17 protein-coding genes are annotated in these 22,220 nt (G+C 71.4%); 5 read left to right on the top strand and 12 right to left on the bottom strand.

Annotated features, from left to right (window positions below; genetic code table 11):
• Positions 1-109 precede the first annotated feature (109 nt).
• On the top strand, positions 110-1,528 hold the full coding sequence (locus ACGFNK_RS00630) for an RtcB family protein (protein ID WP_393410511.1): 1,419 nt from the start codon (positions 110-112) through the stop codon (positions 1,526-1,528).
• A 53-nt stretch (positions 1,529-1,581) separates the two neighbouring features.
• On the opposite strand, the gene ACGFNK_RS00625 is transcribed toward ACGFNK_RS00630, so the two are convergent.
• Positions 1,582-2,043 (bottom strand): archease, encoded by a 462-nt coding sequence (locus ACGFNK_RS00625; RefSeq protein ID WP_393412114.1) that lies wholly within the window; start codon positions 2,041-2,043, stop codon positions 1,582-1,584.
• 114 nt (positions 2,044-2,157) lie between these two features.
• On the bottom strand, positions 2,158-2,577 hold the full coding sequence (locus tag ACGFNK_RS00620; protein ID WP_386355523.1) for a CBS domain-containing protein: 420 nt from the start codon (positions 2,575-2,577) through the stop codon (positions 2,158-2,160).
• A 174-nt stretch (positions 2,578-2,751) separates the two neighbouring features.
• On the opposite strand from ACGFNK_RS00620, the gene ACGFNK_RS00615 reads away from it, so the two are divergent.
• Positions 2,752-3,402 carry a phosphoribosyltransferase gene (locus ACGFNK_RS00615; RefSeq protein ID WP_386355526.1) on the top strand — a complete coding sequence of 217 codons (651 nt, stop codon included), beginning with the start codon at positions 2,752-2,754 and terminating at the stop codon, positions 3,400-3,402.
• A gap of 538 nt (positions 3,403-3,940) precedes the next feature.
• A complete protein-coding gene (locus tag ACGFNK_RS00610) occupies positions 3,941-4,522 on the top strand; it encodes a hypothetical protein (protein WP_393410508.1) in 582 nt (193 codons plus the stop codon).
• 55 nt (positions 4,523-4,577) lie between these two features.
• Here the strand turns inward: ACGFNK_RS00610 and ACGFNK_RS00605 are convergent, their stop codons facing one another.
• The 8 genes from ACGFNK_RS00605 to ACGFNK_RS00570 all read right to left on the bottom strand — a co-directional run bounded on the left by ACGFNK_RS00605 (position 4,578) and on the right by ACGFNK_RS00570 (position 18,378).
• Positions 4,578-5,615, bottom strand: a complete 1,038-nt coding sequence (locus tag ACGFNK_RS00605) for a rod shape-determining protein (RefSeq protein ID WP_393410506.1) — start codon at positions 5,613-5,615, stop codon at positions 4,578-4,580.
• Positions 5,616-5,741: 126 nt separating this feature from the next.
• Complete coding sequence (locus ACGFNK_RS00600; RefSeq protein WP_393410504.1) at positions 5,742-10,517, bottom strand: SAV_2336 N-terminal domain-related protein; 4,776 nt, start codon at positions 10,515-10,517, stop codon at positions 5,742-5,744.
• A 76-nt stretch (positions 10,518-10,593) separates the two neighbouring features.
• Entirely contained in the window at positions 10,594-11,613 is a 1,020-nt protein-coding gene (locus tag ACGFNK_RS00595; protein ID WP_393410502.1) for an AAA family ATPase, read from the bottom strand.
• A gap of 28 nt (positions 11,614-11,641) precedes the next feature.
• Positions 11,642-13,558, bottom strand: a complete 1,917-nt coding sequence (locus ACGFNK_RS00590) for a trypsin-like peptidase domain-containing protein (RefSeq protein ID WP_393410500.1) — start codon at positions 13,556-13,558, stop codon at positions 11,642-11,644.
• On the bottom strand, positions 13,555-13,908 hold the full coding sequence (locus ACGFNK_RS00585; RefSeq protein WP_393410498.1) for a CU044_2847 family protein: 354 nt from the start codon (positions 13,906-13,908) through the stop codon (positions 13,555-13,557). Before ACGFNK_RS00585 ends, ACGFNK_RS00590 begins: the two co-directional genes overlap by 4 nt.
• Before the next feature lie 101 nt (positions 13,909-14,009).
• Complete coding sequence (locus tag ACGFNK_RS00580; protein ID WP_393410496.1) at positions 14,010-15,401, bottom strand: carboxyl transferase domain-containing protein; 1,392 nt, start codon at positions 15,399-15,401, stop codon at positions 14,010-14,012.
• A gap of 7 nt (positions 15,402-15,408) precedes the next feature.
• Positions 15,409-16,899, bottom strand: a complete 1,491-nt coding sequence (locus ACGFNK_RS00575) for an acyl-CoA synthetase (protein ID WP_393410493.1) — start codon at positions 16,897-16,899, stop codon at positions 15,409-15,411.
• A gap of 99 nt (positions 16,900-16,998) precedes the next feature.
• On the bottom strand, positions 16,999-18,378 hold the full coding sequence (locus tag ACGFNK_RS00570; protein ID WP_393410491.1) for an SLC13 family permease: 1,380 nt from the start codon (positions 18,376-18,378) through the stop codon (positions 16,999-17,001).
• Positions 18,379-18,563: 185 nt separating this feature from the next.
• Between ACGFNK_RS00570 and ACGFNK_RS00565 the strand changes: the two genes are divergently transcribed.
• Together ACGFNK_RS00565 and ACGFNK_RS00560 are read left to right on the top strand one after the other, a co-directional pair.
• Positions 18,564-19,280: a FadR/GntR family transcriptional regulator gene (locus ACGFNK_RS00565; RefSeq protein WP_393410488.1), complete on the top strand. Its 717-nt coding sequence runs from the start codon at positions 18,564-18,566 to the stop codon at positions 19,278-19,280.
• A gap of 89 nt (positions 19,281-19,369) precedes the next feature.
• Positions 19,370-20,110, top strand: a complete 741-nt coding sequence (locus tag ACGFNK_RS00560) for a Type 1 glutamine amidotransferase-like domain-containing protein (protein WP_393412112.1) — start codon at positions 19,370-19,372, stop codon at positions 20,108-20,110.
• 304 nt (positions 20,111-20,414) lie between these two features.
• On the opposite strand, the gene ACGFNK_RS00555 is transcribed toward ACGFNK_RS00560, so the two are convergent.
• A complete protein-coding gene (locus ACGFNK_RS00555) occupies positions 20,415-21,230 on the bottom strand; it encodes an ABC transporter permease (RefSeq protein ID WP_393410485.1) in 816 nt (271 codons plus the stop codon).
• 94 nt (positions 21,231-21,324) lie between these two features.
• The gene (locus ACGFNK_RS00550) at positions 21,325-22,209 is read right to left on the bottom strand and encodes an ABC transporter permease (protein WP_393410482.1); all 885 of its coding nucleotides are present in this window, start codon (positions 22,207-22,209) and stop codon (positions 21,325-21,327) included.
• Between the last annotated feature and the right edge of the window lie 11 nt (positions 22,210-22,220).

Here is a 22,220-nt window from a genome sequence, read left to right as displayed (position 1 = left end):
CCCGTGCGCGGATCAGGATCCGTACGCAGACCAGGACCCCCGATTCCCCGAACCGGCCGCGGGTACCCGCAGCGTGCGCCGCGACGCCGACGCACCCCGGGAGGCCGCCATGGAACTCAACCTCGTCGAGGAGCGTCCGTACCGCTTCCGGATCGAACCGCGAGGCGACATGCGCGTGCCCGGGATCGTGTTCGCGTCCCATGAGCTGCTCCAGGACGCCGAGAAGTCGCTGGAGCAGGTCGCCAACGTGGCCACGCTGCCGGGCATCGTCGAGGCCTCGTACGCCATGCCGGACATCCACTGGGGCTATGGCTTTCCCATCGGCGGCGTGGCGGCGACCGACGTGGACGACGGGGGCGTCGTCTCGCCCGGCGGGGTCGGCTTCGACATCTCGTGCGGGGTGCGGCTGCTGGCAGCCGACGGTGACCGGTGGTCGCTGGGGCCCGCGCTGCCCGATGTCATGGACGGGCTCGACCGGGCGATCCCGCGCGGTGCCGGCCCCGGAGGGGTGTGGCACCTGAGCGGGCCCGGGGAGCTGGAGCGGATCCTGGACGGCGGTTCCCGGTACGCCGTGGAACGCGGTCACGGCGAGGAGCGCGACCTCGCCCGCTGCGAGGACGGCGGCGCGGTCGCCGACGCCGACGGCGCGCAGGTCAGCGGGCGGGCCCGGGAACGCGGTCTCGGCCAGGTCGGCAGCCTCGGGTCCGCCAACCACTTCCTGGAGGTCCAGCAGGTCGTCGAGGTGTACGACGAGCCGGTCGCCGCCGCGTTCGGGCTCGCCCGCGACCAGGTGTGCGTGATGATCCACTGCGGTTCACGAGGGCTCGGGCACCAGATCTGCACCGATCACGTACGCGCGATGGACCGGGCCATGAACCGCTACGGCATCACCGTGCCCGACCGGCAGCTGGCCTGTACGCCGGTCGACTCGCCCGAGGGACGGGCGTACCTCGGCGCGATGGCCGCCGCCGCCAACTACGGCCGTGCGAACCGCCAGTTGCTGTCCGACGCCGCCCGCCGGATCTTCCACCGCGCCGCCCGCGCCCGGCTGTCCCTCGTGTACGACGTCTCCCACAACCTCGCCAAGATCGAGACCCACACGGTGGACGGGACCCGGCGCCGGCTGTGCGTGCACCGCAAGGGCGCCACCCGGGCCTTCCCGCCGGGGCACAGCGAACTGCCCGAAGACATAAGGGAGTTCGGTCAGCCGGTGCTGATCCCCGGCACCATGGGAACGGCTTCGTACGTACTCGCCGGAGTCCCCGGCGGCGACGCCTTCCACTCCACCTGCCACGGCGCGGGCCGGGTGATGAGCCGTCACCAGGCCGCGCGGACTGTCGCCGGGAAGGAGCTGCGGGCCCGGCTGGAACGGGGCGGCATCGCGGTACGCCCGCGGTCGCTGCGCGGGCTCGCGGAGGAGACGCCGGAGGCATACAAGGACGTCGGCGCGGTAGTGGCGGCGAGCGAGGGAGCGGGGCTGTGCCGCACGGTCGCGCGACTGGTTCCGCTGGGTGTGGTGAAGGGTTGAGGCCCCCTCTCACCCGTACTTTCCCCTCACAGGTCTCACAGGTCTCACAGGTCTCACACGTCGATCGTCACCGCGCAGGTCCAGCCGTACGGACCCGGTTCGATGTGGAGTTCGTGCCACGACACGGCCTTGGGTACGGCGCCCGTGATCTCCACATCCGACAGGTCGGCGACCGCCAGTCGCACGTCGACAGAGCTGCCGGGAGTCTCCGTCTCCAGCTCGACGTCCACGGGGACCTGGCCCGGTACTTCGAGGCGGTAGACCACCTCGTCGAGGAGGGCGGCCAGGAGATCGTCGTCGCAGTTCCCGGACAGCTGGGCGCGCTGGACCGCCGTCGGCCGGACGGCGGAGACGTCGGCGAAGCAGTCGACCATTCCGTGCACGGCCTCGACCAGGCAGTTCTCCCGGGTCGTGCCCCACGCCTCGATCCGCACGTCCGCGGTGTGCGGCACCAGCCGGTGGCCGCTCTCGCCCTGCGCACGCGCCTGCCTGTCGTCGTACGTCTCGCCGACCATGTGCACCGGGTGCCCCGTTTGCCCCGTACGCATGTGTCGCCGGCACGCAGAAGAATCAGAAGAAGCCGACTGCGCGCCGACGACGGACGGCGCCCTACTTGTCCTGCTGGTTTCCTACTGGTTCGGCTCCGCCGAGCTGATGTCGGCGAGCGCGGAGCGCGGGTCGCGTTCGACGGCCAGGTCGCCGATGCTGAGGGCACCGACGAGGTGGCCCTTCTCCACGACGGGCAGCCGCCGCAGGGCGTGCTCCCGCATCAGCCGCACCGCCTGGTCGATGTCGTCCTGCGGGGAGACGGTGACCAGATCGGTGCTGCACACCTCGCGGACGGGGGTGGCTGCGGGGTCCCGGTCCTCGGCCATGGCCCGGATCACCAGATCGCGATCGGTCACCAGGCCGCGTACGTTGTCCTCCTCGGTGATGAAGACGTCGCCGATGTTCTTCTCCCGCATGAGCTTGGCGACCTCAGGGAGTGTGGTCCGTTCGGTCACCGTCACCGGTTCCGCTGTCATGACTTCCCGGACGTGCTTCGCCATGGCTACCTCCGTGTGACTCCCGGAATGAGTACCGGAAATGTCCTGATAAGTCGGTTCTCGGTCGAGCGTCGAGTACCCGGCGGATGTTCCTCCATGCGCGCGTGAAGACCCGGCCGCCCGGGTACTCGCGAGGCCCCACAGCCGGACGGACGTGGCGGAAAGAAGGCGGGCATCATGCGTTTCCAGAACCGTCGGCAGGCGGGACAGGAACTCGCGGCGGCGCTGCTGCGACGGGCGGAGGGTGGCGGTTTCGTCGACCCCCTCGTACTGGCCCTGCCTCGCGGCGGTGTCCCCGTCGCGGCGGAGATCGCGCACGCCCTGCGCGCGCCGCTGGACGTGCTGGTGGTGCGCAAGATCGGCGCACCGGGGCAGCCGGAGGCCGGAGTCGGCGCGGTCGTGGGCGAGGATCCGCCGGTGTTCGACCAGGAGGCGCTGGCGCTGCTGGACATGACCGAGTACGAGTTCACGCAGGCCGTCGCCCGGCAGCGCGCGGAGGTCCACCGCCTGGACCAGCTCTACCGCGAGGGACGCCCCGCCCCCCGGATACGGGACCGGACAGTGATCCTGGTCGACGACGGCCTGGCCACCGGCGTCACGGCCCGCGCCGCCCTCCTCCACCTGCGCCGCGGCTCGCCTGCACGGCTGGAGCTCGCCATACCGGTCTGCTCCGGACTCGGCGTCGTACGCCAGCACGATGCCGACGACGTGATCTGCCTCCACCGGCCCGAGCACTTCTACGCCGTAGGCGAGTGGTACGTGGACTTCGGCCAGCTGTCCGACCGCGAGGTGATCGATACCCTGCGCAGCGTCCACACCAAGGCATAGCCCTGCGGGCACGCGAGGGCTGACGGCTCCAGAGCGCGCCCTTCAGAGGCGCGGGGCTGTATCAATTTGCGGCTCCGCCGCGTGGGGGCGAGCAACCACAACGAACCCGCACCCGGCAACTACCTCCCCTGCTCAACCCTCGGAGGGAGCCGCCCCCCACGATCGGAGGCGGCTCGTCCGCAACCCCCGGCTCAGTTCCCGCGCGAACTCCTCGATCAACGCCTGCGGTTCGCCCAACGGGGAGAGAGGAGAGCCCGCAGGGAACTGCGGCGCCGGCGCATCCCCCGCCAGCACGTCCCCCGCCGGCACAAACCCCGGCATCGGCTGTCGTTCACCCATGACTCACGCTCGCTTACTGGTCACGCCGCCAGAAGTGGATCAGCGTACGGAATCAGGGCAATTGACGCTTCTCGACCCGCCGTCCGCGGGATCAGGAGCCCCCGGGCCCGCCCGAGTGCTCCGTGCCGCTCTTGGGCGCACACTGGTAGGACACCTGATGAGGTGGCTGCCGTCGGTGCTCACAAGGGGGTGCTGGCCGATGGCGAGAACGCGTCGTACGACGGTGAGGCTGTGGCGCTGGCGGAGCAACCCGCTCCGGCGGCGCGTGGACGTCGTCGAGGCCTGGTTGGTACTCGGCGCATGGCTGTTCGCCCTGGTGGGCTGCCTGATCGCAGGGCTGGTGACGGCCGAGGTGGTCAGCCGGAGCGTGGACCGGCAGCGGGAGGAACGCCGCCCCGTGACGGCGGTGCTCACCGAGAACGCCCCGGAGAGGTCACCGACCGAGTCCGTGGGCGACGACCTGGTCTGGGCCACCGTCCGCTGGAAGACACCGGACGGTACGCCCCGCACCGGCGAGGCCCAGGTCAAACCCGAAGCCCGGAAAGGCACCGGGACGACAGTCTGGACCGACCGGCACGGCACCCTGATGGCGAAGCCCCTCAACGACGCGGAAGCGGTCCTGCAAACGGTATCGGCGGGCCTGCTGGCCGCGACGGGCGCGGGCGGCGCCGTCTGGCTGGCCACCTGGACCGTGCGCGTACGCCTCGACCGGCGCCGTATGCGGGACTGGGACGCGGAGTGGGAGCGGGCCGACCTGCGCTGGGGCGGGAGGACGGGCTGACCGGAATACGGGCTGACCGCCACCTCGTGCCGGCCGGGGGCACCGGCGTGTCCGCTCAGGTCGACACCGGATCGAGGGCCGGCGGCCGGAGTCTGCCCTCCAGCATCGCGCCCAGGCCGAGGGCGGCGCACACGTCGGGACGTTCGGCGATGTGCACCGGCATGCCTGTCGCGGCCCGCAGCATATGGTCGAACCCGGGCAGCAGGGCGCTGCCGCCGACCATCATGATCCCGCGGTCCGCGAGGTCGGCCACCAGATCCGGCGGGCAGTCGCGCAGCACCTTGCCGATCCCGTCGAGCACCGCCGTGAGCGGGGTCTGGATGGCATTGCGTACGGCGGCCGTGTCCACGTGTACGGAGCGGGCGAGTCCCGTGGCCACGTCCCGGCCGTGGATCTCGGTGCGGGCGGGCCCTTCCTGGGTGAGACCGTTGCTGGACAGGGCGAGCTGCAAGGGACGTACGGACTGACTCGGCAGCAGCAACTCGTGCTCATGGCGCAGATACTGGACGATCGCGTGGTCGACGACCTCGCCGCCGACGGGGACGCGCTCGGCGTTCACGACCGAACCGAGGGAGAGAACGGCGACCTGCGTGGCCGCCGCCCCGCACACCATGATCATGGTCGCCTCGGGCTGCTCCACGGGCAGCCCGCAGCCGACCGCCGCCGCGATCATGGTGTCCACCAGCTCGACCCGCCACGCCCCGAGCCCGACCAGCGTCTCGACCGCCGCGCGCCGGGCGAGCGGGTCGGCGTCGTGCGGCGTACAGGCGGCGGCGCGCAGCCGCGGCTTACGGCGCAGTGTGCGGCGCAGGCGTTCGCCGATCAGCTGCCGCAGCATCCGCTGCGCCATGTCGATGTCGACGACCGTGCCGCCGGACACGGGCTTGACGACACGGATGTAGTCGGGCGTACGGCCCGTCATCTTCTCCGCCAGCTCCCCGACCGCGACCAGCGCGCCGGTCCTCGTGTTGACGGCGGCCACACTCGGCTGGTCCACGACCAGCCCGGCACCCTTCACATACACGCGCGTTCTCGCCGCCCCCAGGTCGACGGCGAAATGACAGCGGCGCAACTGCTCCAGACTGGCGGTCATGGCAGATCCTCCCGAGAGCGCAGACCGTGGGACCGCCGGGTGACGGTCCTCCTTGGCATCGTGCGCGGACGCTCGGGGGCCCGCCTGTTGTGATGGCCCGGGTGGGGTGCCGCTGGACGGGTGGTCTCAGTCGGCGTCGCGGATCGCTTCGAGTACCGGCGCAAGGGAGCCGACGGTCTGTTGGCAGCCCGCCCGGGTCAGGCGCCCCTCGCGGTCGGAGTTGTGGGCGTAGCCGATGAAGGGGAGGCCGATCGCGTTCGCGGCGGTCAGCTCGGCGACGGAGGAGCCGATGAGTACGGCGTCCGAGGCGGAGGCGTTCAGCTGGTCCAGGGCTCGGAGCAGACAGTCGGGGTGCGGCATCAGCAGGGTGAGGTCCAGCGCGCGCCCATGGACTCCGCCGGTCGCCGAGCCGATCAGGCCGCGAGCCTCCAGGTAGGTGGTGACGGCGCGGTGCGAGTTGTCCGAGACGATGGCGGGGCCGCGTCCGGTGGCGGCCAGTGTGCGGACCAGCGCGTCGGCATGAGGGGTGGGCCGGGCCGTGAGGGCGTTGTCCTGCTCGAGCCGGTCGAGCTCGCGCCGCAGGTCGGTTCCCCGGCGGTGGCGTGCGAGCGCGCGGAGGAGGTCCAGCGGGTTGGAGTAGCCCTCGAGTGGTGTCACCGGCGCTCCGTTCTCCAGCAGCTGCTCACCGCTCAATGCCTCGTCGGGCGGCCGCAGTTCGACGAGCAGCGTGGCGAGATCACGGGCTGCGCGCGACGCCCCTTCCCCCGTGTAGAGGCGGGCCACCGGCCCGTCGAAGCCAAGGAGTACGCACTCGGCGTCGGCGAGGAGCGCGGCCAGGGAACGTGACGGCTCGGTGGCCCCGGGGGCCACCGGTTTCGGCGTACGGGGCGACCGCGGTGCCTGCCCCGCGGCTGGCATCTCCCCCTCAGGCGTCAGCCGTACCGAGCATGCCACCGACAGCCCCGGCACCGGCCACCTGCGCAGCCCGTCGTGCACCGCGTGCTGCGCCGCACCCGCCCGGCGCAGCGGGTGGCGGCGGGTGATGCGCCCCGCCTCTTTGAGGAGGTGGTCGAGGAGCCGCCCGGACACGTCGGCGGTCTCGCCGCGTACGAAGGCCACCGGGTCGTCGACGTGCCAGGACAGCTCGACGGACGCGGCGAAGGTGTCGCCGCGCGAACTCGGCAGGGACACCTCGTGGCCGGCCTGGTGCGTGGTGAGATCGACCTCGTAGTACGTGGTGAGGGGCCATGGCGTGCGTACGCCGTACGGGCCGTCGGGGCCGAGGAGGGTCAGCGGGCCGTCGGGCTGGGAGAGCACGATGGCGGTGCGGCCGGGCTGGGGAGGGCGGATCGCCCCGAGGTCCCGGGTGGTGAGCGGGCCGCGTACCAGATCCCGTTCCTCGGGCGCCGGGGCCGGGGCGCGTTCCGGCAGTTCCAGGGGGCAGTACCAGGCGATCGCCGTGCCGTCGGCCGCCTCCCCGCGCGACTCCCTGTGCAGGGGAACGAAGCGGGCCGGGTCGAGGGAGGTGGAGCCTCTCATGAGTTCCTGGTGCAGGACGGGGGAGAGGACGACCATGATGTCCGCTGCGGAGTGCCCCAGCGCGGCCTGGATGTCGGGCTGCGTCGTCGGGCGGTCGGCGCGGGCGAACTGGGCGGTGTGCCAGAAGGTCACCCTGACCTTCGGCGGGTCGTCCAGTTCCAGGAGCGCACCGGGGAGTTCGCGAAGAACAGCGCCCAGCACCGGCAGTACGGACGCCTCGGGCTCGGTGATCACGAGATAGCCGTTGTCGCGGGACAGCACCTCGTACTGGTTCGGAGCCATCTCGGTCAGGGAGAGCAGCCAGGTGAGGGAGCGGCCGAGGACGCTGTGCGCGAGACGGTGCTCGCCGGGGTCGGTGAACTCGGCGACGATCGTCGCCCGGCCGCGCTCCGGCGCCGTGCGCAGCTCGCGGTAGAGCACCTGCAGGGTGGGGTCCGGTTCACTGTGCTGCTGGTTCCGGTGTTCCTCGTACGTCTCGTACGACTCCATGGCCTCGGCGATACGGCCCTGCTCCCTGAGGGCCAGGATGTGCAGCCGCCGGAAGTCCTCCCGCTCGGGGTGGTCGCGGAGAAGCTCGGCGAGATCGTTCGCCGCCCCCTCGAAGTTGCCCAGTTCCAGGTCGAGTTCGGCTCGGGTGGCGCAGAGGGTGAGGCGGAGGGCGCGCAGGCGGGTGCGGGCCGCCTTGGCGGCGGGGCCGGGCACGCCGTCCAGGGGATCGCCGTACCAGAGGTCCAGGGCGGACTGGATCAGGCCCCGCTCGGTGCGCGGGTCCTGATCCTGCGTACGGCGGTTCAGCAGGTCCTCGCAGTGGAGTACGTCGATGTGGTCGCCAGCCGCGTGGAGTGCGTAGCCGTCCTTGAGGGCGGCGAGAGTGCCCGGGCCCAGGCACTCCCGCAGGGCGATCGCCAGAGGACGGATACGGGCGGCGTCGCCCTCCGAGGGCGGCTGTTCCCAAAGCCCTTGGGCCAGCTCGGCGAAGGTCACCCGGCGGCCGTGCTTGAGCAGCAGCATGCACAGCAGGGCCTGCGCCCCGGGGGACGGGATGTTGAGGAGCCGTTCGCCGCGGTGGACGCGCGGCGGGCCGAGCACGGTGAAGTTCAGGAAGTCGGCCTCGGTTGCCGTCGGCTCGAAGTCGGGTGACGAGGCGAGTTCCCTGACCGTGTGGCGGCCACCGTGGGCGGGGCTGAAGCGGTGGCGCGGGAACTGGCGCAGGAACTGTTCGAACCTTGCTTCGTCCGACGCAAGCGAGGCCAAGTCACGGAGCAACTGCCCGAAGGCGCGGAAGTCCGTCGACGCGTCGAGGCCCTCCGACTGCTCGCCCAGTGCGAACCGGCTGAGCACGACCGTCCCGTCCGGGCGCAGCAGCAGGCCGTCCCAGCCATCCTGACCGCGCACCAGACCGCGTGCGTGCAGGGCGTCGAGCCCTGCGGTCACGTCCCGGACCAGCCGGGCGAACACTCTGAAGGACACCACGGGACCGTTTCCCGGTTCCAGTTCGGCCACGGTCACGCCGTCCACGAACTCCGCGACCAGATAAGGACTGTCGTCCTCCACCCCGAAGTCCAGAACGGGCACCACATGTGAATGCCGCAGGCCGGCGAGCCGACGGGCCTCCTCCCAAAACCGTTGCCGCGGCGCGGCCTGCGGCGGGTACCGGTGCACTACCACGGGACGGTTCAGCCGTACGTCCACGGCCTGCCACATCCGCTGCGACGGCCCGCGCTGCCCGATCAGCCGATACCGCCCCGCGAACAGCGACGACCCCCCGCCCTCGCTCCCGCCCAGCCGCCGAACACTCTCCTCCCGCACCGCCGCGAACGGCTCACCCCCGGCCGCCTCGCCGCCGCCTCCCGGAGCCAGCACCCGGAAGTCCCCGGCCGCGACGCCCGCCCGAGCGTCGATCAACGCGCCTATCCGGGCGAGGAGTTCGGAGGTCCGGCCGTGAGCGGTCCGGGGCAGCGTACGCAGCAACAACTCCCGTACGCCGGGGCGGAAGGCGTACGAACCAGGCGGACCCGGGATCGCGGTGAGCACCCCGCTGAGGATGACCTCCGCGAGATGCTGCGGCTGCGGATTCTGCTCGATCGCCGCCTGGACCAGCCGCATGACGGGCAACTCGGGGCGTCCGACCGCGAGATGACCGGCGAGGCGATAGGCCTCGGGGGAGGCGATGGAACGGAAGCGGAGGATCAGTTCCTCCGGGGAGAGCTGTTCGACCTCGCTCCTGCCGTACTCGTCGAGGGGTGCGGGCGGCGGGGTGTGGCCCAGCAGAGCGACGGAGCCGGGAAGCTTGCCCGCGTTGGCCAGCAGCGCAGACCAGTTCGCCAGCCAGGGAGCCGAGGGCTCCAGGACGGGGAGAGGGAGCATCCCGGGCAGGGGGTGGTCCGCGGCATAGGAGTCCACGTCGTACGCCGAGTTGGGCACCGCGGGCGAGGGCGCGACGATCTGTGCGGCCGAGGCCGGCAGTGCGGTGGTGCGCCACAGGCGTTCGGGGAGTGGCTGGATCACTGCGACCGGCATCCTCCTCGCCCAGCGCCGCAGCGTCCCGTACCAGCGGGTGCCCGCGGGGCCGTCCCGCCACTGAGGCCCCATGCAGTCGCTGACCAGGAGCGTGATGGTGCGGCCATCCGCGTACGACTCCTGCGAGCCGGGGCGGCGTACCGTGCCGTCGGCTTCCAGCCGGTGCAGTTCCACCGTGCGGAAGATGCCTGACTGGGCGAGCGCCGTGTGCAGTTCACGGACGAGCGGCCGCCAGACCGGCATGGTCGGGCCCGCGTCGTACACGAGATGCAGGGTCAGCCAGCGCTCGGTCGCCGGACGCAGCACGGGAAGCCACCACCGCGGCTCCGCGCCGAGCCGTGCGATCCGATGCGCGGTCGCCTCCTCGTCGAGCTCCTTCCCGACGGGCGCGGGCACTCGGCGCTTGAGGGGGCGCAGGGCGCGTTGCAGTGTGAGGGGGTGGGTCAGCATCGGGGGTGCGGGGGCGAGCAGCGAGGTGTACGAACCGTTCGGCTCCCGCGGCTCGTTCGGCGCGTTGGGGCCGGGCAGCCGCAGGGGGACGCGGCCGTCCGGGCGGCGTTCCGGCTCGGGAGGCGCGGCTGCGTCCGGGCCGTGCGGCGGAGAGGGGCCGCCGGACTCCGGGGGCGGGATCTCGCGCTCCGACTCGGCTCGCTCGGGCCGTACCGGCGGTGGATCCGCAAAGGACGCGGCAGGCTCTGGCTCCTTCATGTGCCGGGCGAGCCACAGCAGTTCGGCCAGCTCGACCGACGTGGGCAGGGCCCCGCCGCTCACTTCGGCCAGCAGATCGGCGAGACGAGCGGCACCCGTGCCCGCGCTGCCGTCGGCCGCAACCGGGTCGCTCATCCCGTCACCTCCCTGCTCGGACGAAACTGCTCGGAAAACCTGCTCGGACGGACGCGAACCAGCTCCACACCCCGCTTCAGAAACCGTCCGGCTCCTCCCCGTTCCGGCTCAGATACGGCATCAGCTGCTCGGCGAGTTCGTCGCGGGACGAGGCTTCGAGGCCTGCCGCCCCCGTGAGGTAGATGGCGTTCAGGAGCTGGTCCGTGGCGAGTTCGCCGTCCGTTCCCCGGGAGAGGAAGCGGGCGATCAGGTCGCGCGCGTAGGCGTCGGGCTCGCCGAGATGGGCGCGGACGATCCGCTCCAGGTGGGCGTCGCGCGGCTGGTGGAGTTCGAGGCGGACGCAGCGGCGGAGGAAGGCGGGCGGGAACTCGCGTTCGCCGTTGCTGGTGAGCACCACGAACGGGAAGGCACGGCAGCGGACCCGGCCGCGCGTGACGGTGACCCGGTTGTCCGTGCCGTCGATCATCACCTCGGCCGAGGGCGTGCGGCGGGCGGCGCGGACCAGCTCCGGGACCTCGTACTGGCCCTCCTCCAGGATGTTGAGGAGATCGTTGGGAAGGTCCAGGTCACTCTTGTCGATCTCGTCGATCAGCAGGGCACGCGGCCGGCCGTACGGAAGCAGCGCGGTGCCGAGCGGGCCGAGGCGCAGATGGTCCTGGAGCTCGCTGTCCGCGGGGAGCTGTTCGCGGGCGGCGGCCTGCCCGGCGGCGTACAGACGCGAGAGCGGATCGTACTGATAGAGGCCGTCATGCAGTGTCGTACGGCTCGTGATGTTCCAGCGCAGGACCGGGCCCAGTCTCAACTCCCTTGCCACCGCGTACGCCAGGCTCGACTTACCACTGCCGGGCGGTCCGGTCACAAGCAGCGGGCGGCGCAAGTACAGGGCGGCGTTGACCAGTTGGACGGCCTGGTCCGTGGCGCGATAGGTGCGGGCGCGGTGCATACGGTCCGGGGACGTGGCCGAGGTGTCGCCGTCCTCGGCGGGAGTCGCGAGCTCCGGTCCGCCGTCGAAGGCACGCCAGGGCGGCGGCGGGGGCAGGGCGGTGATGCCGTCGTGGGGCTCGCTCGTACCCGTGTAGACGGGCCACAGGGACATGTGTCTCTCCTCGATGCGTGCCGGTCGCTCAGCCGACGGGGTTGTGCAGATGGCCGACGGGTTCGGGCAGACAGTCGGGGTCCTCCCACAGCACTGCCAGGTCGTACGCCCAGTGCGGCTCGGGGGAGTCGGAGGCGTACGCGGCCTCGCGCAACTCATGGACGTAGGAAGGGAGTTCGCGCGGAGGCAGGTCGGCGAGATGCTCGGCAAGGCGGTCCAGGAACTCGCTGCCCCGGCATCGCTCCCCAGCTTGTCGGTTCGCCTCCGGGGTGCTCGAAGCCGATGGCTGCCCACGCCCGTGCTCCTCCCGGCAGCCGGTGCGCGGCCAGAGCATCACCGGCACCGCCGCGTTGAGGCCGGCCTGGAACAGCCGCCGGACGCCGTTCGCGCGGGGCGCGGTGGCGAAGCCCACCATGTCCGCGGCCCGGCGCAGCCCGATCGTCAGCTTCACCTGGTCCTGTCCGACGGCCCAGCAGTCGATACGGTGCAGCCGTGCCGCCGGCCGGGCGTCGAGGTGCCGCCACTTCTGCCGGAGCTTGTGCTGCAGTCCGCCGCTGCGGCGCCGCTCCAGGTCCATCACGACGAGCGGAGCGAAGGCGCCGAGCGGGCTGTCGTCGTCGGTGCTGCGCTTCCAGTGCGCCACGTCCGCGTTGAGCCAGCGGCGCGGCAGCACGAACACGATCAACTCGCGTGCTCCTGGCTCCAGTTCGTGGTACGCCTCGTCGATGCGTTCGAGCGCGTACGGGCGTACGCGGTCCATGGGGAGGCGGCGCGAGCCGACCACTCGGCGGTGTCGGCCGTTGTACGCGGACACCTCGACCAGGAAATGGCCGTCACCGGAGCCGCTGGGCGCGATCTCTACGAGGATCGGGGACCAGGCGTGTACGGCGGTGGGTGCTGGCCGCGGCGCCGGAACGGGTGCCGGAACCGGCTCGCGGCGGGCGTACGTCAGCGGCCAGTTCCGCAGCGCGCTCCGGGTCCGGGCGTCGTCGACGAAGTCGGCGAGCCGTGCCGCGAAGCGGGTGACGGCGCCGGGGTCCGGTACCTCCGACAGGAGGTACCAGACCGCGTCCCACAACGAGCCGAACCCTTGAGGCGGTAGTGGAGGGCCGAGTGGGCCGACCGCTTCGAGGTACAGCCGTTCGGGGCTGCACTCCAGACTTCCCGGGCTCCCGTCGTGCCTCATCTGCGGGTCCCTGAGGGCTGCTCGCGCCCACGCGGCGGAGCCGCATATGTCAGAGCCCCGCGCCTCTGGAGGGGCGGCCTCTGGAGGGGCGCTTCGCTGCCCCTCCATCGCCTCCACCAACTGTCGTAGCCGTTCCTTCTCCGGCCGGCCGTACTCCGGTGTCGGAATCAGCTCGCCGAGCCGCGGCCAGTAGCGGGCCATGACCTGGGCGGGCAGCATCCGGCCGTTGCGGATCTCCGGGCTGCGGGCAGCCGTGGAGACCATGCCGACCACGCGGCCGGTGTCCGCGAGCGTCACCGCGGCGCCGCTGAAGCCGGGAACCAGAGGCTGGCCATGGGCGGCCCAGGCCTCCAGCTGGACCCACTCGCCGGCGATCAACTGGTCGGCGGTGGCCCGGTATTCGGCGAGCGTCCCCTCGTCGTACCGCTTCGGGAATCCGTACGCCAGGAGCCTGCGCGGAGGGTCGCCGTACGCGTCGGACGGCGCCGCGAACTCCGCCGGCTTCATGGGGACAGGGTGGTCCAGTTCGAGTACGGCCAGATCACCGGGGTCGGTGTCGCGGCCGTCCCAGCAGCCCTGCGCGATGACCTGGGCGGGAACCTGGCCGTCGGTGCCGTGCGCGAAGGAGACGGTGACCGGGGCCGTGCGGCTGCACGCGACGACATGGGCGCAGGTCAGGACGTGCCGCTCGGTGACCAGAAAACCGGCGCCGATGTCGCGCCCGCAGCTGATTCTGGCGTGCCAGGAGGCGCTCGTCATGACGACCGGGCGGTCTCCGAGGAGTCGTCAGCCTGCCCGGGTGACCAGGAGAGCCGGAGCAGCAGATGCCCTTCGGCCCCACTCTTGGCGATCAACGCACCCGCCTCCGCCGTGAGTTTCACCCCGAACTCGAGCTCCACGGAATCGGGCCGCAGCGTGCCGTCCCGGAAGACCCGGAGCGCGGACTCGGCCGCCGCGCGCACTCCGTCCAGGGCGCCCTCGAAGGTGCGGGTCGCCTGGACCGTACCGTCGTCGCGGCGCGAGACCATCTGGTGACCGGAGACGTCCTCGATGCCCTCGACGGTGATCACGACTCCGTCGTTGGTCTTGAACTCCACCAAGCCTTCCATGACGCCCCCGGTCCCTCGTCAGTGACTCTCGATCAACCTCATTGTCACGGACGGTACTTGTGGTTGTCGCGGCTTGTCACGGATTCCGTAGCCCCGGGAGGTCATTCGTTCTCGTCGGGACTCACGACGCCCTTTACGACCCCCAGCTCCACCAAGTCCTGCGGCCGGATCCGGAGTTCGTCCGCCGTCTCTGTCACCTGTTCCGCCGGCCGCTTGAGGATCGCCGCCGCGAGCTCCGGAGCGATCACCGAGAAGTAACTGTCCGGTGTGGCCCAGGTGTTGTCCGGAGCGGCAAGGGCGAGGGCGCCGCCCGAGCCGCCCTCGCCGATCAGGAGGCTGGTGAGGGGCGTGCGTGCGGCTGCCACGGCGGCGAACAGCTCCGCTATCGCCGCACCCGCGCCCTGACGTTCCGCCTCCGCGTCGTTGGCTGCGCCCGGGGTGTCCACCAACGTCAGTACGGGGATGCCGAGTTGGTCCGCCAGTCGGATCAGACGGGCGGCGGTGCGATAGCCGGCGGGGCGGGTGGCGGTGCCCGTCTGGGCCGCGTAGGCGATCGTACGGCCGTCGTGTTCGCCGAAGCCGCAGAGCATTCCGGGGTCGGGACCGGTGGCGGGGTCGGTGCCGCCACCGGTGCGGTCGCCGCTGATCGGCGCGCGGTGGGTGAAGTACGCGTCCAAGTAGGCCTGGGCGCGGGGTCGTTGAGGGGAGCGGGCGTTGTCGACCGCCTCACGGCCGGTGGCGGGGAGGCCGGCCCGGCCCAGGGCGGGCGGGGGAGGGGCGGGTGTCGTCGACGGGCGGGTCAGCAGGCGCAGCCAGAGCTCCAGTACCCCGGGTAGCACCTCCGGGGGAACCACCGCATCGATCGAACCCGCCACCAGTTGCGCCTCCGCCGTGTACGCCGCCGGGTCCGCGTCCGGCGGACGGACCCGGGAACCCGCGAATCCGACCTGGGCGCCCGGCAGCGCGAGGATCACGTCGGCGCCCGCGCCCAGCGTGGCCCAGCCGCCGCCCGTCGTCGGGTCCCGCAGCACCGCGAGCTGCGGCAGGCCCGCCGCGCGGGTGAGTGCCGACTGCCGCGCCACACGCTGGAGTTGGACCAGGGCGCGCATGCCCTCCTGCATCCGGCTGCCGCCCGTCGCCACGAGGGACACGACGGGGAGGCGGTGCTCACGCGCGTACGTGTACGCCGCCTCCAGCCGGTCCCCGGTGCGCTCCCCGAGCGAGCCGCCCAGGAAGCCGAACTCGAACGAGATCAGCACGGCGCCCGTCCCGCCGACCCGCGCGCTGCCGCAGACGACGGACTCCTCCTCGCCGGTGCGCTCGGCGGCTCGGCCGCGCGAGGCGTCGTAGCCCTGCCAGGACAGCGGGCCGTCGGGAGCGTACTCGCCTGTCGGGGCCGGGAGTTCGGTGAAACCGTCGGCCACGAGACCGATCGCCTCGCGAGCCGTCAAGCGCCGTACGCCGGTCACGTCGCTCATGGAGCCGTCAGCCATGGGACCGTCAGTCATGGGGCAGCGCACGCTTCATGATCTTGCCCATGTCGTTGCGGGGCAGGGCGTCGAGGTAACGGACGACGCGCGGACGCTTGTGGGGCGCCAGGCGACGGGCCACATGGTCCGCCAACTCCTCGGCGGACGGCGGTGATTGAGCCGAGCCCGTCTCCGTGTCCGTGTCCGGCACGATCCACGCCACGATCCGCTCGCCGAGATCCGCGTCGGGCTCACCCGTGACCGCGGCCTCGCGCACGCCCGGGTACTCCAGAAGCGCGTTCTCGATCTCACCCGCCCCGATCTTGTAACCACCGCTCTTGATGAGGTCGGTGGCCTTGCGGCCGACGATGCGTACATAGCCGTCGGGGTCGCGCACGGCCATGTCACCCGTGCGGAACCAGCCGTCCTCCGTGAACGCCGCCGCCGTCGCGTCGGGCCGGTTCAGGTACTCCGTGAAGAGGTTCGGCCCGCGGACCTGGATCTCGCCCACGGTCTCCCCGTCGTACGCCTCGACGGCCGTCACCCCGTCGTCCTCCGTCAGCCGCAGCTCGACACCCGGCAGCGGGACGCCGACCGTGCCCGCGCGCGGCTCCCCGTCCGCACGGACACTCGTGTTCATCAGGGTCTCCGTCATCCCGTACCGCTCGATGACCCGGCGTCCGGTCGCCGCCGCGATCCGCTCGTGGTCGTGCACGGGCAGAGCCGCGGAGCCCGACACCAGCAGTCGTGCCTTCCCCAGGGACTTCGCGAGAGCCGGCTCGTCGGGCAGCGCCTGCGCGATCCGGTGGTACATCGTCGGCACCCCGAACAACATCGTGGCGCCCGCGCTCAACTCCCTTGCCACGCCCGCGGTTTCGAACCTGCCCAGGTGACGGACCGAGCCGCCGCGGCGCAGCGGGCCGAGGATGCCGAGGATCAGGCCGTGCACATGGAAGAGGGGCAGGCCGTGCACGAGTACGTCGTCGCCCGTCCACTGCCAGGCGTCCGCGAGGGCGTCCAGGGTGGCGGCGATGGCCCTGCGGGGGATGACGGCGCCCTTGGGCGGGCCGGTGGTGCCGGAGGTGTAGACGATCAGGGCGGGGGTTTCGGGGCTGGGGTCTTCAGGCACGCGGGGCGTCCGCGTGGCGCGTACGTCGACGTCGACGCGCCCCAACCCGCCCAGCGCCGAGGGGAGTTGGTCACCGGATCCGGCGAGCACCAGCGTCGGCGCGCTGTCCGACACGATGTGCCCCAGCTCGCTCTCGCCCGACTTCGGGTTGAGCGGTACGGCGGGAACGCCGGCCAGCAGCGCGGCGACCACGGCGACCGCGGTCTCCAGGGTGGGCGTGGCCCAGACGGCGATCCGGCCCGCTCCCGCGAGGCGCTCGGCCAGGGGCGCGGCCACGCCGGCCAGCTCGCCGTACGTCAGGGAACGGTTGCCGAAGCGCAGGGCGGGCCGGTGCGCACTGGGTCCGTCGGGGTCCGCGGAGGCCTCGGTCAGGGCCGGGAAGAGAGGGGACACGCGTCGTTACTCCTTGGTCGTTCGTCGGTACGTGGCTCATGGCGGTACGTCACTCATGGCGTCGTCGGCATCCTCAGGTCTCCCCGGGGAATCCCCAGGTCATCCCCAGTTGGGTACCACCATCACCAGCCACGCCACCGCGGGTACCGCCGCCACCACGATCCCTCCGTACACCATCAGCTGCCTGAAGAAACGCTCGCGGTCGACGTCCGGCGCCGCGGCCAGTACCAGCGCGCCGTTCGTCGAGAAGGGGCTCACGTCCACGACCGTCGCCGACACGGCCAGTGCGGCCACCATGCCGACCGCCCCGATCTCGCCCTGCGCGAGGAAGGGCACGGCGAGGGGGATCAGTGCGCCCATGATCCCGACGGACGAGGCGAACGCCGAGACGATCGCGCCGATGTAGCAGAGCAGGACCGCGGCCAGCAGCGGGACGCCGATGCCGCTGACGCCCTCACCGGCCCAGGTGATGGTGCCCATCTCGTCCAGGACACCGACGTACGTGAGGACACCGCAGATCAGCAGGACCGTCGACCAGGCGATCTGGCCGACCGCGTTGCGGCTGTCCTCCGGCCAGGCGGTGCTCAGCACGACGGCGAGGGTGATCGCGGTCAGACCGGCGTCCAGGTCGAAGGCGAGGACGGCTACGACGAGGGCGACGAGCGAGGTGAGCGTGGCGATACGGGCCGGGGTGAGGCGGGTGGTGTCGGGCTTGGCGGGTGCGTCGGGGCGGGTGGCTACGGCGGTGTTGCTGCCGGTGCCGGTACCCGTGCCGGCAGCGGTGCCGGCGGGCTGCGGTCCGGAACCGCCCTCCGGAAGGTCGCCCTTGTCAGAGGCGTCCTTGGAGGGCTCGTCCGGCGTCACCGCCCCCTGCGCCCACAGCTTCAGCCCGCCGAAGAGCACGAAGACCACGCCCGCGATGACCAGGTTGGCGAACAGGGAGGCCAGGAAGAGGGCGATCTCGTTGCCCGGCAGGTTCTCGCGCTCCACGATCCCGTTGACGATCGATCCGTAGATGCTGATCGGCGAGAAGCCGCCGCCCTGCGCCCCGTGCACCACCATCGCGCCCATCAGCAGCGGGCTGATCCCGTACCGCGCCGCGAAACTCAGCGCGATCGGCGCCACGATCGCGACCGCGGCCGGACTGACCGCGCCGATCGCGGTGAGCGCCCCCGTGATCACGAACATCACCCACGGGATCAGCGCGACCCGGCCGCGTACGAGCCGGATCGAGGCGTGCACGAGCCAGTCGGTGGTGCCGTTGGCGCGGGCGATCGCGAACAGGTAGGTCACCCCGACGAGCACGACGAAGAGGTCACCGGGAAAGCCCGCGAAGATCTCGTCGGCGTTGAGGTCCGCGACGAGTTCGCCGACCCCGAACGCGGCGGCGAAGGCGAGCGCGCCCATGTTGATGGAGCGGGTGGTGGCGATCACGAACACCACGACGAGTACGAGGATCGATATCAGTTCGGCGGACATACGGGCTCCCGTCCTTGGGCCCCGGAGTGGCATAGAGGGCTGGCTGATTGGCCAAGTGGCTGAACCACTTCGGTCGCTGGACAGCGTGGGTGCGACGCGTACGGACGTCAAGGGGTCGCGCAAGAATTGGCTCAGCCAATGGACCACTGGACCACGGTGTTAGGCTCCCGACGAAGGGGGACCTCATGACCGAAGCCCTGCGCCCCATGATGAAACAGCGCCTCTACGAGCAGGTGCTGGAGCGGCTGCGCCAGTACGTCGCCGAGGGCGGTCTGCGCGCCGGTGACCGTCTGCCGCCCGAGCGCGACCTGGCGGCCCGTCTCGGTGTCAGCCGCGCCTCCGTGAAGCAGGCGATCGTGGTCCTGGAGGTCCAGGGCCTGGTCGAGGCCCGGCACGGTGGCGGTACGTATCTGGTCCGCGACAGCCTCGACGTGGAACCCGTCGACCGGCTCGTCGAACGCCGTCGGCGCCTTCCCGACGTACTCGAAGCCCGCGAGGCCCTGGAGACCAAGCTCGCCGAACTCGCCGCCGAACGCCGCACGGACGACGATCTCGCCGCCCTGCGCCAGGCCCTCGACCACATGGCACGCGAGATCGAGGAGGGGGCCCACGGAGTGGAGGGCGACCGGCTCTTCCACGCCGCGGTCACGGCGGCGGCCCACAGCAGCATCCTCGCCGAGTTCATGCGCTCCATCGCCGACCAGATCACCGAGAGCCGCAACGAATCCCTCCGTCAGCCGGGCCGCCCCACCCGCTCCCTGGCCCAGCACCACGCGATCCTCGACGCGATCACCGACCGCCGCCCGAGGCAGGCGGCCACGGCGATGCGCCGCCATGTCCGCACGGTGGCGAAGGTACGCCTGCTGGACTGGGACCCGGAGGACGACGACCCAACGGCCTGACAGGCTCGTTACGATCCCCCGTCATGACCGCACCCGCACCAGGACCCGCCCCCGCCACCATCCCTTCTCCGTCTCTTTCTCCCTCTCCCGTGAACGGACGGGAGCCCACCATCCTCGCCACCTCCGGAGGCCACCGAGCCGGCGGCGGCCGGACCATGGTGATGTTCGACGCCCTGGTGCACCACGCGGTCGAACTGTCGGGCGCCCACGGCCGCCGCCCACGCGTCATGTACGTCGGCACGGCGATAGGCGACGCCGAGCACTTCACCGCCCGCATGTCCGAGGCCGCACGCGTGGCGGGCTTCGACCTCACGCCCCTCCAGCTCTTCCCGATGCCCAACCACGAGGATGTGGAGGGCACCGTCCTGGACCAGGACGTGGTCTGGGTCATGGGCGGCTCGGTGGCGAACCTCCTCGCGGTGTGGCGGGTACACGGCCTGGACGACATCCTCCGCCGGGCCTGGCGCTCGGGCGTCGTCCTCAGCGGCGTCAGCGCAGGCTCGATCTGCTGGTTCCAGGGCGGCACCACGGACTCCTTCGGCCCCGAACTCCGCCCGCTCACCAACGCGTTGGGCTTCCTCCCCTACGGCAACGGCGTCCACTACGACACCGACCCCGGCCGCCGCCCCCTGGTCCACAGCCTCGTCGCGAACGGCACCCTGCCCGTCACGCACTGCACCGACGACGGAGTGGGCCTGGTCTACCGCGGCACCGAACTGACCGAAGCCGTAACCGAGTTGCCCGGCAAGGGAGCGTATGTCGTAACCCGCGACGGCGACTCGGCCGTCGAGGAACGCATCGAGCCGCGCCGTTTGCCTACGGTCAACTGACCCTGATCGTCGTGTCCAACCCCGGGGAGACCAAGGCGATCTCCGACGTACTCACCCAGCACCGTGACTGGGTGGCATCACTACCCGACGTGAGCCTGACGATGACCGTCCACGAGGTCGGGAGCCCCATTGCCAGACACCTCTGGTTCGAGATGTGTGGCAGGCGGATGTGGCGGCCCGGTGCCCGAGCTGCCGCTGTTGCCCGAGAAGGTGCTGGGCATCATGGCCAAGCCCGACGCCGACGCGGACGACATGCTCTACCTCGGGGGGTTCGGCCGGGTGGGAGTTGCGTCGCAGGCGGGGATCAGATCCTGCTGCCGGACGTGGTGTCGGACGACAGCCGCTGGGCGAGGTAGATCGGGATCACGGAGAGCAGGACGAGGACGGCGGCGACGACGTTGACCACCGGGGCCTGCTGGGGACGGGCCATGTTGGAGAAGATCCAGACGGGCAGGGTCTGGATGCCGGGGCCCGCGGTGAAGGTGGTCACCACGATCTCGTCGAAGGACAGCGCGAAGGCCAGCAGCCCGCCCGCGATCAGCGCGGAGCGCACCAGCGGGAAGGTGATGTCGACGAAGGCGCGGAAGCTGTGGGCTCCGAGGTCCATGGCTGCTTCCTCGTACGAGCCGGGCATCCGTCGCAGCCGGGCGATGACGTTGTTGAAGACGATCACGATGCAGAAGGTGGCGTGGCCCACGACGACGGTGAACATGCCGAGCCCGACACCGAGCGGTTCGAGGACCGTACGGAAGGCCGTGTTGAGCGCGACGCCGGTGACGATGCCGGGCAGGGCGATCGGCAGAACGACGAGGAAGGAGATGGTCTCGCGGCCGAAGAACTTGTAGCGCTGGACGGCGAAGGCGATGAGAGTACCGAGGACCAGGGCGATGGCGGTGGCGCCGAGTCCGGCCTTGACGGAGGTCCACACGGCGTCGCGGGCGCCGGTGCTTTCCCAGGCGGCGCTCCACCAGTGGAAGGTGAGGCCGGGCGGCGGCCAGCCCGAACTGCGGTCGGGATTGAGCGAGTTGACCAGGACCAACAGCAGCGGGATGTAGATGACCGCGAAGCCGAGCCCGGCGGTGATGCGCAGGACGATGCGCGCGGGGCGGGAGAGATTCATCGGGGGCCTTCGCTGTGCGTCGTACGGTCGGAGGGTTCGGGGACTCAAGAGAGTCGTGGACTTCACAGGCTCGGGACTTGAGGGGCTTGGGACTTCACAGGCTGCTGAGCGCTCCGGTGCGGCGCACCGCGAGCAGATAGAGCACGATGATCACCACGGGTACGGTGCCGAGCGCGGCGGCCAGAGGCAGGTCCAAGCTGATGTTGGAGTAGATGAGGTTGCCGATGAGCTGGGTCTTGCCGCCGACGATCTGCACGGCGATGTAGTCGCCGAGACTGAGCGAGAAGGTGAAGACCGAGCCGGCCGCGACGGACGGCAGGAGCATCGGCAGCACCACGGAGCGGAAGGTGCGTGCGGTGCGGGCACCGAGGTCGGCGGAAGCGTCCAGCAGGTTGGCCGGGAGTTGTTCGAGTCCGGCGTACATCGGCAGGATCATGTACGGCAGCCACAGATACGTCAGGACCACGATGGTCGCGGTGAGTCCGTAGCCGGGACCGTCGAGACCGATCGGCGCCAGCGCCCAGTCCAGCAACCCGCCGTCGGCGAGGATGAGTCGCCAGGCGTACGCCTTGACCAGGTAGCTGGCCCAGAGCGGGGTGAGGATCGCGACGACCAGCAGCGGCCGCCACTTGGGATGGGCGATGCGGGCCGTGTAGAAGGCGATGGGGAAGGCGATCAGGGCGCACAGGGCCGTTACCGCGAGGGCGATGCCGACGCTGCGCAGGGCGACCTGGCGGTAGACGTCGGTGGTGAACAGGGCGGTGAAGTTGTCCGTGTTCCAGACCTTCACCACGTTCGAGGTGAAGCTGTCCGTGGTCCAGAACGCGGACATGAACAGCGCGGCGAGCGAGCCGAGATAGGCCAGGACCAGCCAGGCGAGCGGCGCGGAGAGCAGCAGGGACAGTCGCAGCCGGGGGCGGCGGTGCAGGGTCCCGGCGAGCCGCCGGACAGGTCCGGCGGCAGGCACGGTGTTCGTCATCGGTCCTTGAC

This window comes from Streptomyces sp. NPDC048825 (assembly GCF_043198355.1).
GTDB lineage: Bacteria > Actinomycetota > Actinomycetes > Streptomycetales > Streptomycetaceae > Streptomyces > Streptomyces xiangluensis.
This window is presented reverse-complemented; position numbering and strand designations above follow the sequence as displayed.